Raw genomic sequence first — 15118 nt, 5'->3', positions numbered from 1 at the left:
CAGCATGTAGTTTACACCTGCACGAACCGGAAGGCTTTCGTTATAGATGGCTACGAACCAATCACGAATGCCGGCCAGTCCTTTTGTTACTCCGATTATACCATCGGCCAACAATGATTTTGCACCGGCTTTTAAGGAGGTAAACGTACCGGTACCAGTTCCCAACATATCGCTCCAGGCTTTGCTTAGTTTGTTGTTTGCATCGAGGAGATTTTGTTGAGCCTGTGCAGTTTCGCCGGCACCTTCAATCATTTTGTCCATGCTGGATTCAACGGTTCCCAACATTTTAATGTACTCAAGGCCGGCATCTTCACCAGGGCCGCCAAAAATATCGGCAATGGCGGTACCAACTGCAGAGCTTTGCGCCGGAAGTTCACCCAATTTATTTGATACCATTTGAATGGCATCAAAATAAGTAATGGTTCCTTTTTTCAGCTCAGCCTCGAGTTTGGTGGACGATATACCAATTCCGTTAAGTGCTTCCCGGGTGGCTTTGGTCATTTCGCGGAGGCGAATTGTACCTTCTTTAATGGTATCAGATCCTTTATCGGAATAGATCCCCGACTTCACCTCCTGAGTCATTATGGCGATGGCCGTTTCAGCATCGACACCTGCAGCTTTAAACTGTGGGCCGTATTCGCGTAGGCGATCCAGGAATTCGCCAGAAGCATCGGCACCGGCAATAAATCCTTTATCGATTAATCGCTGCGAGGCGCTTTCGGCAATACCCATGCTCTGGGCAAAGTTATGGTTGGCAACGGCCAGCTCGTTAAAATCCTTCTGGAATGTTTTTGCCGATGCATCGACTTGCGCGGTGAGATCTGCCAGCTGTTGACCACTTTCGCCGGTAAGTTTTTGCATTTGCTGTCGATACTCCATTGTTTGTTTGGAGAGGTCGAATATCTTTTTTGCAGCTGCACCTGCACCTGCTACCAAAGCGGCCGGACCAAGTGCCGGCATAATACCAGCTGCTGCACCTTTCATTTTCCCGAGAAAGCCCTGTGTTTGGTTGGATTTGCCTTTTAGCACATCCATTTGTTTGCCCACCTGTTTTAGTTCGGTTTCGAGCCGGTTGTACTCTTCCGGGTTTGCAGCTTTGCTGGTTGTGTTTAAAGCGGACCGGAGCTCCATGGCCCGTTTCTTTAGCTGGCCCATGCTCATATAATTCGTGTCGAGGTTTTTCTCCAGCCCCTTCATGGCCACTCCATTTTGCTGGATAGCTTTTTTATTGGCTTTCAGCTTCGCCTCCATTTCCTTATAGGTTTTGGAGTTGCGCTGGCCTTTGGCATCAAGGTGGGCCATTACTTTCTGTAGCTCCTCGTTTTCCTGTCGGTATTTGGCAGTTTCTTTCTGGAGCTTTGTAAGGTTGGCGAGGGTTTCGCCATTGTTTTTGCTTTCTTCTATCTCGAGAACGAATTTCCGGACATCGTCTTGCAGGTTACTCATGGCTATTGCATTTTATATCCTGCGGCCTGCAGGCGGTTAATAATGGCTTCGTTTAATTGCTGGCTGATACCGTACATTAATTGCTTATAGAGGTAGCCATACACAAAACCCCACACAATTTTATTGTAAATGGGTTGGTAGTTCTTTTTGGGTTTGCCGGTTTTAGGATCGGTTTTCATATCCAGGTAGCGGATCTTTACCGGATATGGTAATTCGCCCCGGATTCCGAAACCGGTGTTGACAATGGTATAAGGTTTTCGTGAAACGAATTGATACAGATCGCCACTGCCCTTGTGGTTTTGGGCAATATTGGCCTGTACGCTGTAAATGTCGGAGAAGGTTTCGTCGGCCAGGCCCCGAATAAATTCGCGATTAATTAATGCCTTGTTGTACTTTACCGATATCATACCGGCAATATGGCGAAGCGGGGTTATTCAGAAAAGGACATTTAAGAAGCTGGAAGACTGGAGCGCGAAGTGGGGAAATAAAAAAGCCGGTTGCGTGGATTGCAACCGGCTTATGAAATATTTATAGACAAGCTGATTCTAAATCATTACATACTTTATGAAGTGCCGATTCTATTTTTGCTTTTTGCTTTTCGCTGGCGGTTGTTATTCCTTTCGCGTATTGTCTTAAAAGACTCGCATTAATACCAGCTAGTTCAGCGAACGCTGAAACATTAATAAACTTAAAGGTTTCAAACAAAGATTGTAAATCGTATTTAATTTTTATTGCGTACTCTCTGGTGAACATTTCAGGGAAATCAGCATTAATTTCAATTAGACCTTCAATATGTTCTGCGATAGCTTCACGGGTGTTATTTATTGCTTCGTGCGGTGTTTCGCCAAAAGAGTAACATCCCGGTAGAGCATCGACTCGTGCCCAATATCCGTCTTCGGATTTTTCGAGTATAACAAGGGCTTCGTTATCCCGAATTTCTTTTGGTTTCATAGTGTGTGAATCATTTTAATGTTTGTTGTTGTTCTATTTATTTTTGTCATATGGTTTGAAGAAGCGGGGTGTTATTTCAACCCCGCATCTTTGAGTAATCTTTGTTCCATCCCTTTCGGGATCTCCTTTGAGTGAAAAGGTACGGTTAGTTGACCTTTTGTTGGGTGGCGGTAAATGCGATGCTTATTAGTGCGGTGCAAGTACCAACCATCCTGCTCAAGCTTGCGAATTAATTCAGAATACTTCATATAATGAATAGAATTTGATTATTTGCTTGTCAGTATTTCAATGAACTTGATGGGACAAATATAACATATTTGTTATAGATCCGCAAGCTTTTTATAACATTTTTGTTATTTTATTTTTTTTGTGACAAAAAAAAGGCCGATTGCGTTGGTTGCAACCGGCTTTTCTTCAATTATCCAAACTCTGAAATTGATCTAAATAATTTAAAGATTAACTATTCAGACTTTTTTCCTGAAGCCGCATTTACCATGGCCATGGTACGAGCAAATTCTTCTTCTTTTTCCTTTTTCTCCAGCTCTTCAATTTTGTTAAAAATTGGCTGATTGTACTTTTCTACTTTATCGGACATAGCAAATAAATCTATAAGGGCCCAAAAACCGAGACCTCCCAATGTGATCCAAAATAGGATTTGTAGCCCAAATTTGCCGAGATACAAATAGTGAGCTCCTAGTAAAAACCAAAAAAGATAGGCTGTACCTGTTGATTTAATTTTTGCTTGATAGTAATGTTTGTTCATGCTAACTACATTTTTAAAGGTTTAAATGTTGAAATTTTGATATGTTAAATGTAATGAAAAACATTATACGGCCAAACAGTGGATGGTTACTCGTCACTCCAGGTTGGAAGATCTCCCGTAAGTGTAACGTTTTTGTAAAGCATTATATCGGTGTAGCTCGAGGCGTAGTTCACTTTAACCGTCATTTCCTTTTTGGTTGAATTATGGAATGGATTGATTGCTGACAGATTAGTCTCGAGCCATTCGCAAAGCTCCAAAATACTGCTTTTGTTGCTGGTAAAATAGAAGTAACTGTTTTCTTTTAACACGTTCAGCACATCGAGATAGTCCGCCAATCGCCAATAGTTTTGGTAAGTTCCTTTTTCGGTGCACAGGTAAGGTGGATCCACCAGGAACACCACCCCGGGGAAATCTTTGTACTTATTAAAAAGCTCTTTATAGTCGTGCTTCACTATGTGTAACCCTTCTAAATAGCCAGTGGCATCATACGGATTCTTTTTGACACAATTGTAAAACGATTGTTTCTGAAGCGTCTCAAGATCCTCGGCATAGTTCATACTGAACAGCAACGAACTTGAAACGGTAATATAATCGATATAGCCGTGTTTTGTCTCCTGGTCGTGCAGATAGCTAATTATGGATTGTTTTGTTTCGGCCGGCAGTTTCTTGTCTTCCGGCAAACCGGTTACTATTTCACGAATTGAATTGATTATACTGTTTGTCTGCTCTACATTTATAAGCCTTAAATGGTAATCGTCGTAATCGTTGTATACTACGAATGCGTTGGGCCGAACCTGTTTGGTAATGTGGCTAAGCAATCCACTTCCACCGAATAGATCGACAAATACTTTTGCATCTGGAAATTCATCTAAAGCGCTTTTGAACAGCTTTATAAATCTTCTTTTCTGCCCCATGAACGGAAGCGGGGCCGTGGTGTACATTTTTGATGTCATTTTTTATTATAGTTTTGTATTCTCTCTCACCAAAATAATAATGCGAAACAGCCGCAATGAAGACTTTAAGGTCCTCGGGTATGCGGCTGTTTCGCATTTTATAAGGTTAGAAGGTGAGAGAGCTAACCTTGACCGGGGGCTGCTTTATTCTTAAAGCAGTCCGGCGTTGGCTCTATTGAGGATCATAGTCCAACCAATAGAACTATTTAGAGTTGGGGCAACGAAAGGAATAGCTTCGTGTGGAAACCTTACTTCTTTCTTTAGCCTTTCGCGATCTTCTGTTTTAAAATGATTTCTGATTTGACGGAGGTAGTTAAGTGCCTGATCGGAAATAAGCATCTCCTCTACCATATCCATATTTTCTGGATTTATTGGCCGCGCAACAGTAACAGCCAGGTAAAAGCTGTTTTCTTCAATTTCGAAGCGATTACGAGCTGCAGTAATTTGGCCCCAATCGATCATGAGGTAGTAACCGGTTATGGCATCGATAAACTTCCGGGCCAACGTTTCATCCACACCAAAAACAAAATCGCTTATTCCTGGTACCAGGCTTTTTTCGGCTAGGTTTTCTACCGCTGTTTTCAACTCGGGATAACCAGGTAAATCCAATCTTCCGGAGTTGAATATTTTGAGCACACCTGCATGAGACGGAAACCTGGCATAGCTTAGAAATATGTCTTGTGTTAGATTGTCCATGTTATGAGTTTTTAGCCTCGAGCTGCGAGCTGCGAGCAATTAGGTTTTCAGCTTCCGTACCAGAGAAATAAATACCGGCAACATCGGAATCTTCAGGGAGTTCATAAACCTTCACCTTACTTGATAAGAAAAATACTATCGAATTATCGCGACGCAAATGGTCAGCTAATCCATCAAGTGTCTTCTTTACAAAATCAACTTTCTCCACATCTGACATACCCTTAAACTCAGGAAATCTTTCTGTGAAGAAATCATACTCAATTTGCACTAAGAACTTTTTGCCCATGATTAAATTATTTTTTTGATTTGGTTGATTGACAAGCCCGTTTTCTTGGAGATCTCATCAAGGTCGACATCGTTATCGTTGAGCATGCGCACTGAATCGATTATATTTTTCAGCAGCAAGTCGAGGTATTTGAACAGGTTGGCATTATCAATATCTTCGTATCCCTCTTTTTCGAGCGAATACATTGATTCGGAAATACCCACAGTTAATTTGTTTTTTGGGCCGGTATCGGCATCCTTTCGGCTCCAGATTATGGAATACCTGGTTTTATTCATCAGGAAAGCCAGAATAGCGTGAAAATTGAGCAGGACCCCAAACTTAACCCGGGCCGGAGCGTGGTTTATTGCTTTGGCCACAATAACCGGTTGCTTGTAAAAATACAGCGTGCGGATTAGCTGATCGAGGTCTTCATCCTTTTTGTTCTCGATGTAGGCGTTGTATGCTCCAATGGCCTCGACAAACTGACCTGCAGTTAAATTAGTTTCCAGGAATGATCCGGAGCGATTGAACCGGTACCCATGGTAAAAATGACCATTTATAAGAAGCTCGGGAAGCAGGTTTTTGGAAAATACCGCATCGATGACATACCTGTACTCTAATTTAGCAGCCCACTGGTATTCGGGTTCGTCGGGTAGTTCTGCAGGTGGATGCTTGCGTAATTTGTCGCGGATCTCCCGGGGGAGTTTATCCAGGGACTTTACTTTACCATCGGAATCGATATACTCAAGCTCGAAAAAGAATCTAAACAGATCGCTGGCTCTGTAGATATTCTCCCAGAACTGATCGTTTTTATTGTCGCGGCGTTTGGTATCGATACCGGCCATACTGCAGAACCATGTGGCCCGGCATCCGAGCGCATTGGTTTTACCAGCCTGAAAATCGATAATAGCTTCAACCAGCATAAGGTATTGCTCCCGGTTCAGCTCCTCCCAGGTGTCTGGAAATGTGTATATATTTTTGCCAAAATAGAGGTCTCTCATGTCATTAAAAAATGTGAGTTATCGATATCGTTAATGTCGTCGCCTGGGATTTCGATGTCTATTGAATCACCCTCCTCGTCGACCGGTTGGTTGAGTTCCTGGTCGATTAATCTCCAGTAATCGTCGGCCTGACGATGGAACAGCTCCGAAATAGCCTCTTTAACGTGGGTTTCCTGTTTTCCCTTGGTTTTGCTCCATTCGTTGTAAATGTCGTTACGGAGCGATCGTGGAAGATCGGGGTAATCGAACTGGAAGATGGCGCGTGCAACAGTACGGTAAGCAATGGCGCGTTTTATATTGCGCTCGAGCTTCGGTTTGTTTGCATAGGTTTCGGCGGTTATTTGGCGCGAAGCCAGGTCGGTATCGGAAACCTCCAGCTGGAGGTGAATGGTACGGTTGAAGAAATAGGCCGATCCATCGAGTCCACAATACTCCGAAAAGTCGTCAGCGGTTTTTATCAGCAGCTCGTTGAGCGTTTTGTACATTTTGGTTTCGGTCCAGCCTGAGAAGGTTTGGGCGTCGGAAGAGAACAGGGTAAGCAGCTGATCCATGTATGTCCAGTAAGCATCGAGGTAATTTTCCTGCATCAGCTGGATCTCGTACTTATAAAACGATACTTCTTCTTTCTTTTTTCCAACTACCTTAAAAATAAGGTGGTGATAATAGGTACGGTTGCCAATGGCTCCCTGCAGGTATTCCACTGCCTTGTCCTTTTTTTCGTCGGCATTTTCAGATGCAAACTGAGCTTTTAGAGCGTCCCATAGCGTTTGACCGATCGTTGAAACAATGTTTTGTTTGGCACGTTCGTATGACCCCTGCATTTCAGACAAATACGTTGTGGATTCTACGCCTGAAACGACGTCTTTAAAATCGCCTATGTTGGTGAAAAAATCGAATGTACGGCTCATTGTTGTTGGTTTTTAATTTGCTCAATTTCACTCTTTACATCTGCAAGCGCTTGTGAAGTGTTGTTTACCTGGTTCTGTAGTCTATCCTTACTCGATGTATCTTCCTGTCGTTGCGGAACATCTACATAAAGACCATAACGCCACCCTTGTTTATAGAGGTGAGGTTTGTTTACCCTGATCATGTCGTTGAATGGCTTCAGGCAAATACCTTCAGCGATCGGGCGATTCATGAACAGATAAATGATGAAATTGTAATACAGATCGGATCCGGATTTACTGATAATACCATCCTTTGAAATATTGCTGATGCTTGCATCGACACCTTTGGATGCCAACAGTACCTCCTGAGCGCGTTTATGAAAACTGAGTCGAGCGTCGACATGTTCTTTTTGTTTTAGATCCACATCCTCGAAGCGCCAACGCTCCTCTTCGTTATTACCGGTACGGAATGAGTACGACACATAGGCTTTTCCCTGGTTGTCGGCTCCGGACATAAAATCGATCAGTTTTTTAACCTCTGTATTTACATAGAGAGTAAACAGGTGCTCGTGGTACTTTTCGCCAATCTCAATACCGTTAATTTTGAGGTATTCTTTACCGGCTTTTTTACGATCGGCATTGATTTCACAATACTTCTGGAGCATTTTCTTTTTCGACTCGCACCAGGCATCCGGGATGATAATGTGAACCTTTGCACCGAAGAAGTTATTGAAAAATGAATTAAGGTCTTTTGGGGTTGAATTGGCTCCTTTAATCCATTCGAGACTGCCCCGCATGAATTTGTTAACCCCGTAGATCTTACCAACGGCATCGTTTTTATAATGACCAATGGCCACTTTATATTTCCGGGCCTTAGATAAACTGAACTTCTTGTACTTTTTAAATTTACGGGTGAGGCCGTAGTTCCAATTGCCCACAAACACCATGTCGAAGTCTTTCGACTCGTAATCGTCCTGGAACATGTCAATCTCCTGACGCGATGCCAAGCGCGTGCGTTTGTTCTCAACCAGCTCGAAACCATACATGGGTTCCTGCAGTTTAAACGTTCGGATTACATCGTCGGTAAGGAGTCGTGATGGACTGAAAAAGAACTTAGGATAAAACTCCTCGAAATAATAATACCGACGCAGGATCTGTAGCAGTGTGTCTTCAGCTGAGTGCTCCATACCTTTGAGCTCCCAATCGTCGAACATTTCTTCAATCTCAGGTTGTTTACCCCACCTTCTAACCAGCTTACCTTTTTCGTCAAACTCTTCACGGTATGGCCGCGGACCAATACCATACAACAAACGAACCTGCTTTTCAATTAGCTCGGGCAGCTCACTGTTTTCCTCAATGAGCTTCTCGATCTCCTCGGGCTCATTATTGCGCGGCCCCTTCAGTAATATTGAATGACCATCGACCCGCATTAGTATTGGGCCATTCTGGTTGTTCGTCGTGTTGTTGAATATGGCTTCAACGGGAGACGTGACTGTACTGCCAATTTGGAATGACAGGTTGTGATTTCCGGCATTTACATAGCCCCACGAGCCGAGTGTGTTAATATCCATAGCTTACTGTTTAAACCAATTTACTTTGTGCAACTGAAAACCATCGTTAGGAAAGCCGATGAACCGGAGCAATACCCGATGGCATGTCTTTGGCTCCCCTTCATTATCCTGGAATAAGAAGTAGGCATCACCATCCGCTTCCCATTGTTCGCGTGGCAATTGAGCCCGGGTCTTGCATCCTTCCATGATCCTTAGCTTACTCGAAGCCTCACCCGTTGCCAGGTTACATGGGTAGAATGCAATCTTGAATGTACCATCAGGTAGTTTACTTACTTCCTGGGCCAGCCTGATTGCTTCTATTCCTTCAATGTTTCTCATACCCAAACCTAATCCCAAATGCCCGGAGCAAAAAGGACACGAGCAACATGCAATGCACACCACCTGGCCCCACCAAAAGAAAAATTATAGAGGATCTTGAGTGTTTTAACCTAAAAACACAATAAAAGCATGAAACCCGCACCAGTCGCGGCCTGTCATATTTCCCGAAAATCGAATCACCGTGCAATGCGCAAAGGTTATTTAGCGCGGCGTGCAGATGGGAGCCGTGTAAAATTACTTTTCGAACGATTCTGAATAAAGAATGATTGATTTTCAAACAGTTCGATATTGATTCGTTATCAATTCGAATAATTATGCGGGGTAATTGAATGTATTATTGCTATTTTTTTATGCTTATTTCACAACAATGTTATCCGGTAGATCTATCGGGATATTGCTCATTTCATTCGGCAGTAAGTGTTCGAATTTTCCGAAAAGATAATAGATGAATGCCGACGATAACTGAGTGGACAAGCCGGCCTGATATTGCCAGGCGATTTTCTTTTCGCTGGATTTATCCATTTCAATCCTGCCATTTATCTCGAGCTTTGGAGTTCGATAGATTGAGGAGTTCAGATTTTTGCATGTATTCAGATCCACCAGCACCTTTGGAATGCCACGGCCATTTGAAGCGAAAAGGATCTCGAGCAGCTTGTAAATTTCCCAGTAGAAAATAGTGCGCTGTTTTTCGTTTTTAAGCTCTACTCTGAATCCGTAGGCTTCCAGCTCCTTTTTCATTAGCCTGGCATCGGTGGTTATTTTCTGCTGTACCTCGCGCGACTTGTTACCGGCACGATCGTGCCAAAGCAGTATCTTTTTGCTTTTGTGGTGCGTTCCAAAGAACTCCCAAATTTGCCGGGCCAGCTCGGCCTGCGGAAGTTGGGCATAGTGAGTAAATTCTTTCAGCGTCCGGATCTTGTTTTCGTCCTTAAATTCCTGGCTCACTACTATCGATGAAAAGAATCCCGGATCATATCCCAGCTCCAATGGTTCGTCGGGCTGGAAGTACTTCAACAAACTCGCATCAACCTTAAATGTTTCGTCCAGGTTGAGCGACATCAGGTTGCTGTATTTGTACCCATCGTTAAAGCCATGAATGTTGTGGTTGTAGCCTACAAAAAACATATCGGCCACCTTTTTTAGCGCAATGTTACAGATGGCCACCAGGAACTCATCCATCGATAATTTATCGAGCTGCGTTTTAAAGAAATTCGCGCCCAGGAAATCTTTGTTTACGAATGTTGATGCGGTAATGTAATAGGTTGCAGAGTGCCGCATATCGCGCAAACGTGGCATCCACAAAGCGATGTGTTTTTGGTGGTAAACAATTTTCCCCTGCAGCTTTCTTACTTTACCAGGATCCTTCGTTTCCTTCATTTCCTGCTGCAGCTTATAAACCTGGTACTGGTGTTTATTTACCTTCTGAAATACCGTCCATATTTCGTTGATCAGCCGATGATCTGTTTGGTGTTCGTACTCTTCAAACCAGTTATCTTCTCCAAGATCTACCCGGGCCGTATCACTAACACCGGTGACGCCCTGGTAATATGGCGAGCGCCGTGTTTTTCCTTTACCACCACGCAATCCAGGGAAGATCCTACTCTTTAGCTTCTCCCCTTTGTTATGCTTCATTTCTTCAACAAAAGCATGTACGCCGGAAGCACCTGCAGCCGAATCCGGAACATCCGACGACACCAGCTGGTGATGATGGCCGGTTCGCCAAACCCAGGCATGTTTTGGATAAGCAATGGCCACCCGAGGTTTTTTAAAATGCGCCGGTAGTTTCGATGTACCGATAACAAAATCAATCCCCTCCTCTGCCAGTGGTTTTTGCTGTGGTCCGAATGGCTGAGCAAAGTAACCCCGGAGTGCCGGCACAATGTTGGTGAATAAATCTACATAGGTTTTGTTTATCAGGTACGATTTTTCTCCCGGCATATCGTACGCCACTTTCTGTGTACGCGGACCGAAAATACCTTCCGTTTTTCCTGCAGCACGGGCCACCCTGGCAATTATCGTATTGGCATCGATAACCATGGCCCGTATCTGCATTTTATTCATATAGATCCGCTCGTATGCCGATACTGCAGCGTTTATTGTTTCGTGATTGCTCATTCGCTCACCTCCTCAAAATCTACGTCCTGAACATCGGCGTCACTAAACAACTTTTTCTTCTCATCCTTCTCGATCGGCAGGTCTGTAATCAGTTTCACATAGAAACCATCGTTGCATTTGGCCGCAATTTCTTTCAGGTTTTCTTCTTCGAAACCAAGGTCGGCACCGGTAATTTTCGGATCCATCAGGAATACATGTGGCTCAAAGTCTTCATCAGAAAGCACGGCAGCAGCCTGTTTTCTCAGTTTGTTTGCATCTAATTCAAGTTGCCTGGCCAGTTTAAAATCACCGGCTTTAACAGCCAGCTTCTGCAGGTCGATCAACTTATCAGCACTATCCAAATCCCAAACCTTTTGCGGAACATTCAAATCCACTGAAAAATAACTAAGCGCCTCCGAAATACGTTTTTTGCAGGCCGGTATCGATAAGCGTATTTTTTGAACGGCCATAATACGGGTGCGTAACTTCTGAGCCGCCCGGTTAATGCTTCGTTCGTGCTCCACTTCGCGGATCTCAATACACCACTGCAGCTGCTGGATGTAAAGCTGCAACTCCCGGGGGATCCCTTCAGATCTTCCGGTGTCTAAAAAATCGGTAATTATGTCGGGGTGTAATTGTTCTACCCGGGACAGCATCGTAGTCATACGCCAAATAATTCGTTTTTCATTTCGTCTAAATCGCGGTTTTTACGGCGGAAGTGGAGCGCTTTGGCAACATCGTGCGCACCTTCGCCCGGGTTCTCGAGTGCTTTCTCCAGGTATTCATCCACTTCACTTTCGTGGGTTACATATCCTTTCTTCCAGGCGTTGTTAACCTCGCTCAACGGGTTGTCGAATTCTGCTTTCAAACATTCACGCTCGTAAGCCGTACGGCATTCCAACTGTAGTATGTAACTCACCGGGTAGTTGCGGCTGCCATACACTTCAATCTGATCTAATAGTTCCTGGTTAATTTCCATTGTTCTGTTTGGTTATATCGATGAATAGTTGCTTGCGATCTTTGTGCTTATCTAGGTTCTGCCGGTCCTTCTCTTTTTGCTCCGGAGTTCGCTTTTTGTTTTTCAGGAAAGAACTGTAGCGTTTCACGTTTTCCCTGGCGTTGGCAAATTCGTCCAGGAACCGGTCCGGATCTTCCAGGAACATTGTCTCCAGTTGTACTCTTTCCGAGTAGTTCCTGATCAGCGGATGTTTGTACAGGAACTTGCCATTATTGTTTAGCGCCTCAAGCTCCCGGAAGCAAAGCAGGTTCCTGATCCTGAGCTCGGCCAGTTCTTTTACCAGGGCTTTGCTGGCATTACTATCAATAATCGCGTCAATTTCACGCATGCGAGCGTGCGTATTGACGCGATCGTTATAAATAAGGGTAGCCTGTTGAACATCAATTATTTCGAGTTTTCGCCACTCGATGGCTGGGTACTCTTCGTGCTTTTGGAGTTTTCCGGAGCCTTGGTATCGCTTTTTTTTTCAGCGTCGAGTTGCTCTTCCAGGTCTTCATTCTGCTGCTGCAGCTCCTGGTTCTCTTCTTTCAGCTCCTCGTTTTCATCCTCGAGGTCGGAATTCTGTTCGCGAAGCGCATCCAGTTTAGATTCTAAAGTTTCAATCTCGCTTAAAAGACCTTCCTTAACGTCCTCTTGATCCTTCAAAAACTTTTCATCAAACGTGAAATTTTTCCAGTCAATATTGCCAAAGGTTTCTTTTAATATGGCATCAGGAATTAAATCCACTTTTGGTTTAAGTTCTTTTAGTATTTCATTGGCCGCAGCGGGTGTTCCCGAAACAGAAGCTTTTAGAAAAAGTATTTTACACTCGATCAGAATTTTTGTTTGATCGTGTTCTTTCAGCTCATTGGTTTTATCACTCTCTGCAGGTACCTCTGTTTTTGGCTCGCCACCACCTTCATCTACTTTTGGAAGATTAAACACATATTGCTCTAAAATAGGCTGAATGGTGGCCTTTTTCATGTCAATCGGAACAACACCAAGGTTGTCGCCTAATTTGCGCACATAAGCCGCCAAAACCTTTTGTGTGGCTTTTTCAAGGTCAACCTCCAGTAGTTCCTGGTTTAACTTTTCCAACTCTGCTGCTTTTTGTTTTTCCGGATCCAGCTGGTCCTTCATTTTTTCATGAACAAAATCGGCCAGTTTCATCATTACCTCTCTCTCCTTTTCAGGAACCGGCTCCAGTATTTCTTTAATCCGGGTGTAGATTGTTTCAAGCGCTTCCAGGGTTTCAGCCTGCTCCATTTTCGCAGTTAGCGTTCCGGCCTGTTCAGCCATTTTACCGAGCAGTTCTTTGGCCTGTTCTTTTGCCCAGGCACGGCGGTTCTTCACAATATCATCTTTCGAAACCACATCCAGCAAAGCCCAAAGCGCTTCTTTCTGGTGTTTGTCGGGTTTCAAATACTGCCGTTTACAAAGTGGATTATTGGGTAGTTTCTCCCGGAGCAATTGCATGTCGGGTTCAAAATACTGTGCGCCGATTAGTTTATCGTAAACCGGCTTCTTTTCGCGGAATGATGCCATTGTATTGAGTTTTAAAGTGATTACTCTTATTTACAACAGCAAGGTATTCTGCAATGCAGAAAATTTAAAGGACAGCCATAGATTTATGACTATCCTTTTATATTTTGAAAAAATATTTATTTAGCGAGTCCACTCTTATCTCTTAACTGGCGATATAATTCACCTTGCCCAGAAGATCCTGGGACGAACACATCTTTTGTGAAATTTCTTTCATCTATATCAATCTCTTTGAAAATTGAATAGAATTCTTCTTTACTTACGATTTCTCCAATTTTATTGAAATGAAGATATGCATGTTTGAAGAATCTCATTAGTGCAATAAAACCGGTAGATCTGTTTAAAATCATATTTGGCCTTAGATTATCCCATGCTTCTGGCCATCTCTTTTGAACAGCATGAAAATAGTTCCATAGAATCTGTGCGATTTTGTAATCTTCTTCGTCTTCAATAAATATATTTCTTAAAAAATAACGTTCCAGTTCTGCCCCTTCAACCAACGGCAGTTTTTTTCGTTTTTTCCTTTTATAGAAATCTCTGTCTTGTTGAGGATTTTTTGAGATGTATTTTATTAAATTTTTGACAAAAGTATCTTGAGTAATAGTTTCAACCTCTTTATTCCGAGCATTTCCAAGAATCTTGATCCGCTTATAGAATGGGCTTCCTTCTTTAGCATTTAGAGCTCTTACAACGTTATGAGCAGTCTTTTGAGGACTACGACTTTGAGCAAATGCATACAAGTCTGCAACCAAAGAATTGCTTACGTTTTTTTGTTCTTTATTAATAGTAGCAAATACAATTGCCTGATCCTCTAATTCCATATCAATATAGATGGTAACGATGCATTGAAATGTATTTCCAGGCTTCTCATAATGATTCAATCCCGCAATACGATGCTGACCATCTAAAACTTTAGCCACATCCTGCTTATACAATATTTTCATTGTATTTGTTTTCTCATCAAACTCTGCATGATTCGAAGACATTGCAAGAATAATACTATTTGGGAAAGAGGCATCAATTAGGTTTACGTATTTACCAATTTCTTTCTCTCTGTTGGGATTCAACTCTCGCTGAATTCCTATATAGTCCTCAACCTCTCTGTTATCAGAACCATCTCGAAGTCTTCTGACATCAGCAAATGAAATATATTCCAATTCGTCTTGATTGATGACTGCAACATACATATTTCCGATAGGTTGCGTTGCTTCCAGACACTTAAGCTCAATATATTGTTTAGTTATGTATTCCATGATTTAAGATAATCTATGTATAATTAATTCCTGTTCTCCTTTTCTGTTCTTTCCGATGTCAGGTGAGCGTCTTGTAACAACAAATTGAGAAAAATAGAACATCACCACAGAAGCCGTAAAGAAAACATATGAAAAGATTCTGATTATTTCAGCTTTAGGTTCATCTATTCCTGTCGATAGAACCACATAACAAATTGAAGCAAGAAATAACACCATGATCGATATACTATTCCAAAATCCGCTAAAAAACCGTTTAGAATAATTGATTGAAAAAGTAATATAAGCCGATGACATTAAAGAGATAGCATACAAAAAGAAATCTCCATTAATATAAAAAGGTTGCATTGATTCTAATTCTGAAAAAAATAGAACCTTAATAAT

The 15118-nt window shown here is 42.6% G+C and carries 18 protein-coding genes; all 18 read right to left on the bottom strand.

Going from position 1 to position 15118, the window contains the following annotated elements; translation table 11 throughout:
* Window positions 1-1446 (bottom strand): phage tail tape measure protein (locus ABZB17_RS04340; RefSeq protein WP_372648268.1); only part of this gene is annotated, 1446 nt, incomplete at its 3' end.
* A 2-nt stretch (window positions 1447-1448) separates the two neighbouring features.
* A complete protein-coding gene (locus ABZB17_RS04335) occupies window positions 1449-1853 on the bottom strand; it encodes a hypothetical protein (RefSeq protein ID WP_372648267.1) in 405 nt (134 codons plus the stop codon).
* A 121-nt stretch (window positions 1854-1974) separates the two neighbouring features.
* Window positions 1975-2397, bottom strand: a complete 423-nt coding sequence (locus ABZB17_RS04330; protein ID WP_372648266.1) for a type II toxin-antitoxin system HicB family antitoxin — start codon at window positions 2395-2397, stop codon at window positions 1975-1977.
* A 71-nt stretch (window positions 2398-2468) separates the two neighbouring features.
* Window positions 2469-2645, bottom strand: coding sequence for a type II toxin-antitoxin system HicA family toxin (locus ABZB17_RS04325; RefSeq protein WP_372648264.1), 177 nt, complete (start codon window positions 2643-2645; stop codon window positions 2469-2471).
* A gap of 212 nt (window positions 2646-2857) precedes the next feature.
* Window positions 2858-3160 (bottom strand): TM2 domain-containing protein, encoded by a 303-nt coding sequence (locus tag ABZB17_RS04320; protein ID WP_372648263.1) that lies wholly within the window; start codon window positions 3158-3160, stop codon window positions 2858-2860.
* 86 nt (window positions 3161-3246) lie between these two features.
* Entirely contained in the window at window positions 3247-4113 is an 867-nt protein-coding gene (locus ABZB17_RS04315; RefSeq protein WP_372648262.1) for a hypothetical protein, read from the bottom strand.
* Window positions 4114-4263: 150 nt separating this feature from the next.
* Window positions 4264-4809 (bottom strand): hypothetical protein, encoded by a 546-nt coding sequence (locus ABZB17_RS04310; protein ID WP_372648261.1) that lies wholly within the window; start codon window positions 4807-4809, stop codon window positions 4264-4266.
* Between the two features lies 1 nt (window position 4810).
* Window positions 4811-5095, bottom strand: coding sequence for a hypothetical protein (locus ABZB17_RS04305; RefSeq protein WP_372648260.1), 285 nt, complete (start codon window positions 5093-5095; stop codon window positions 4811-4813).
* Window positions 5096-5097: 2 nt separating this feature from the next.
* Window positions 5098-6075, bottom strand: a complete 978-nt coding sequence (locus tag ABZB17_RS04300; protein WP_372648259.1) for a hypothetical protein — start codon at window positions 6073-6075, stop codon at window positions 5098-5100.
* Window positions 6072-6983 carry a hypothetical protein gene (locus ABZB17_RS04295; protein WP_372648258.1) on the bottom strand — a complete coding sequence of 304 codons (912 nt, stop codon included), beginning with the start codon at window positions 6981-6983 and terminating at the stop codon, window positions 6072-6074. The genes ABZB17_RS04300 and ABZB17_RS04295 overlap by 4 nt, the downstream gene beginning before the upstream one ends.
* On the bottom strand, window positions 6980-8533 hold the full coding sequence (locus ABZB17_RS04290; protein ID WP_372648257.1) for a hypothetical protein: 1554 nt from the start codon (window positions 8531-8533) through the stop codon (window positions 6980-6982). The genes ABZB17_RS04295 and ABZB17_RS04290 overlap by 4 nt, the downstream gene beginning before the upstream one ends.
* Window positions 8534-8536: 3 nt before the next feature.
* On the bottom strand, window positions 8537-8869 hold the full coding sequence (locus tag ABZB17_RS04285) for a hypothetical protein (RefSeq protein WP_372648256.1): 333 nt from the start codon (window positions 8867-8869) through the stop codon (window positions 8537-8539).
* 336 nt (window positions 8870-9205) lie between these two features.
* A complete protein-coding gene (locus ABZB17_RS04280; RefSeq protein ID WP_372648255.1) occupies window positions 9206-10966 on the bottom strand; it encodes a hypothetical protein in 1761 nt (586 codons plus the stop codon).
* Window positions 10963-11610, bottom strand: a complete 648-nt coding sequence (locus ABZB17_RS04275; RefSeq protein ID WP_372648254.1) for a hypothetical protein — start codon at window positions 11608-11610, stop codon at window positions 10963-10965. The genes ABZB17_RS04280 and ABZB17_RS04275 overlap by 4 nt, the downstream gene beginning before the upstream one ends.
* Entirely contained in the window at window positions 11607-11924 is a 318-nt protein-coding gene (locus ABZB17_RS04270) for a hypothetical protein (RefSeq protein ID WP_372648253.1), read from the bottom strand. The genes ABZB17_RS04275 and ABZB17_RS04270 overlap by 4 nt, the downstream gene beginning before the upstream one ends.
* Window positions 11914-12291, bottom strand: a complete 378-nt coding sequence (locus ABZB17_RS04265; protein ID WP_372648252.1) for a hypothetical protein — start codon at window positions 12289-12291, stop codon at window positions 11914-11916. The genes ABZB17_RS04270 and ABZB17_RS04265 overlap by 11 nt, the downstream gene beginning before the upstream one ends.
* A 56-nt stretch (window positions 12292-12347) precedes the next feature.
* The gene (locus tag ABZB17_RS04260) at window positions 12348-13487 is read right to left on the bottom strand and encodes a hypothetical protein (RefSeq protein ID WP_372648251.1); all 1140 of its coding nucleotides are present in this window, start codon (window positions 13485-13487) and stop codon (window positions 12348-12350) included.
* A gap of 116 nt (window positions 13488-13603) precedes the next feature.
* Window positions 13604-14737, bottom strand: coding sequence for a DGQHR domain-containing protein (locus ABZB17_RS04255; protein ID WP_372648250.1), 1134 nt, complete (start codon window positions 14735-14737; stop codon window positions 13604-13606).
* Window positions 14738-15118 lie beyond the last annotated feature (381 nt).

Origin of the sequence: Draconibacterium sp. (assembly GCF_041583095.1) — a bacterium.
GTDB lineage: Bacteria > Bacteroidota > Bacteroidia > Bacteroidales > Prolixibacteraceae > Draconibacterium.
Note: the sequence above shows the minus strand (reverse complement) of the source record. Positions and strands in the feature narration are given on the sequence as shown.

Excerpts from the sequence above, each read along its gene's own strand:
- ABZB17_RS04335 (WP_372648267.1), bottom strand. The coding sequence starts at position 1,853 with ATGATATCGGTAAAGTACAACAAGGCATTAATTAATCGCGAATTTATT.
- ABZB17_RS04330 (WP_372648266.1), bottom strand. The coding sequence starts at position 2,397 with ATGAAACCAAAAGAAATTCGGGATAACGAAGCCCTTGTTATACTCGAA.
- ABZB17_RS04325 (WP_372648264.1), bottom strand. The coding sequence starts at position 2,645 with ATGAAGTATTCTGAATTAATTCGCAAGCTTGAGCAGGATGGTTGGTAC.
- ABZB17_RS04320 (WP_372648263.1), bottom strand. The coding sequence starts at position 3,160 with ATGAACAAACATTACTATCAAGCAAAAATTAAATCAACAGGTACAGCC.
- ABZB17_RS04315 (WP_372648262.1), bottom strand. The coding sequence starts at position 4,113 with ATGACATCAAAAATGTACACCACGGCCCCGCTTCCGTTCATGGGGCAG.
- ABZB17_RS04310 (WP_372648261.1), bottom strand. The coding sequence starts at position 4,809 with ATGGACAATCTAACACAAGACATATTTCTAAGCTATGCCAGGTTTCCG.
- ABZB17_RS04305 (WP_372648260.1), bottom strand. The coding sequence starts at position 5,095 with ATGGGCAAAAAGTTCTTAGTGCAAATTGAGTATGATTTCTTCACAGAA.
- ABZB17_RS04300 (WP_372648259.1), bottom strand. The coding sequence starts at position 6,075 with ATGAGAGACCTCTATTTTGGCAAAAATATATACACATTTCCAGACACC.
- ABZB17_RS04295 (WP_372648258.1), bottom strand. The coding sequence starts at position 6,983 with ATGAGCCGTACATTCGATTTTTTCACCAACATAGGCGATTTTAAAGAC.
- ABZB17_RS04290 (WP_372648257.1), bottom strand. The coding sequence starts at position 8,533 with ATGGATATTAACACACTCGGCTCGTGGGGCTATGTAAATGCCGGAAAT.
- ABZB17_RS04280 (WP_372648255.1), bottom strand. The coding sequence starts at position 10,966 with ATGAGCAATCACGAAACAATAAACGCTGCAGTATCGGCATACGAGCGG.
- ABZB17_RS04275 (WP_372648254.1), bottom strand. The coding sequence starts at position 11,610 with ATGACTACGATGCTGTCCCGGGTAGAACAATTACACCCCGACATAATT.
- ABZB17_RS04270 (WP_372648253.1), bottom strand. The coding sequence starts at position 11,924 with ATGGAAATTAACCAGGAACTATTAGATCAGATTGAAGTGTATGGCAGC.
- ABZB17_RS04265 (WP_372648252.1), bottom strand. The coding sequence starts at position 12,291 with ATGCGTGAAATTGACGCGATTATTGATAGTAATGCCAGCAAAGCCCTG.
- ABZB17_RS04260 (WP_372648251.1), bottom strand. The coding sequence starts at position 13,487 with ATGGCATCATTCCGCGAAAAGAAGCCGGTTTACGATAAACTAATCGGC.
- ABZB17_RS04255 (WP_372648250.1), bottom strand. The coding sequence starts at position 14,737 with ATGGAATACATAACTAAACAATATATTGAGCTTAAGTGTCTGGAAGCA.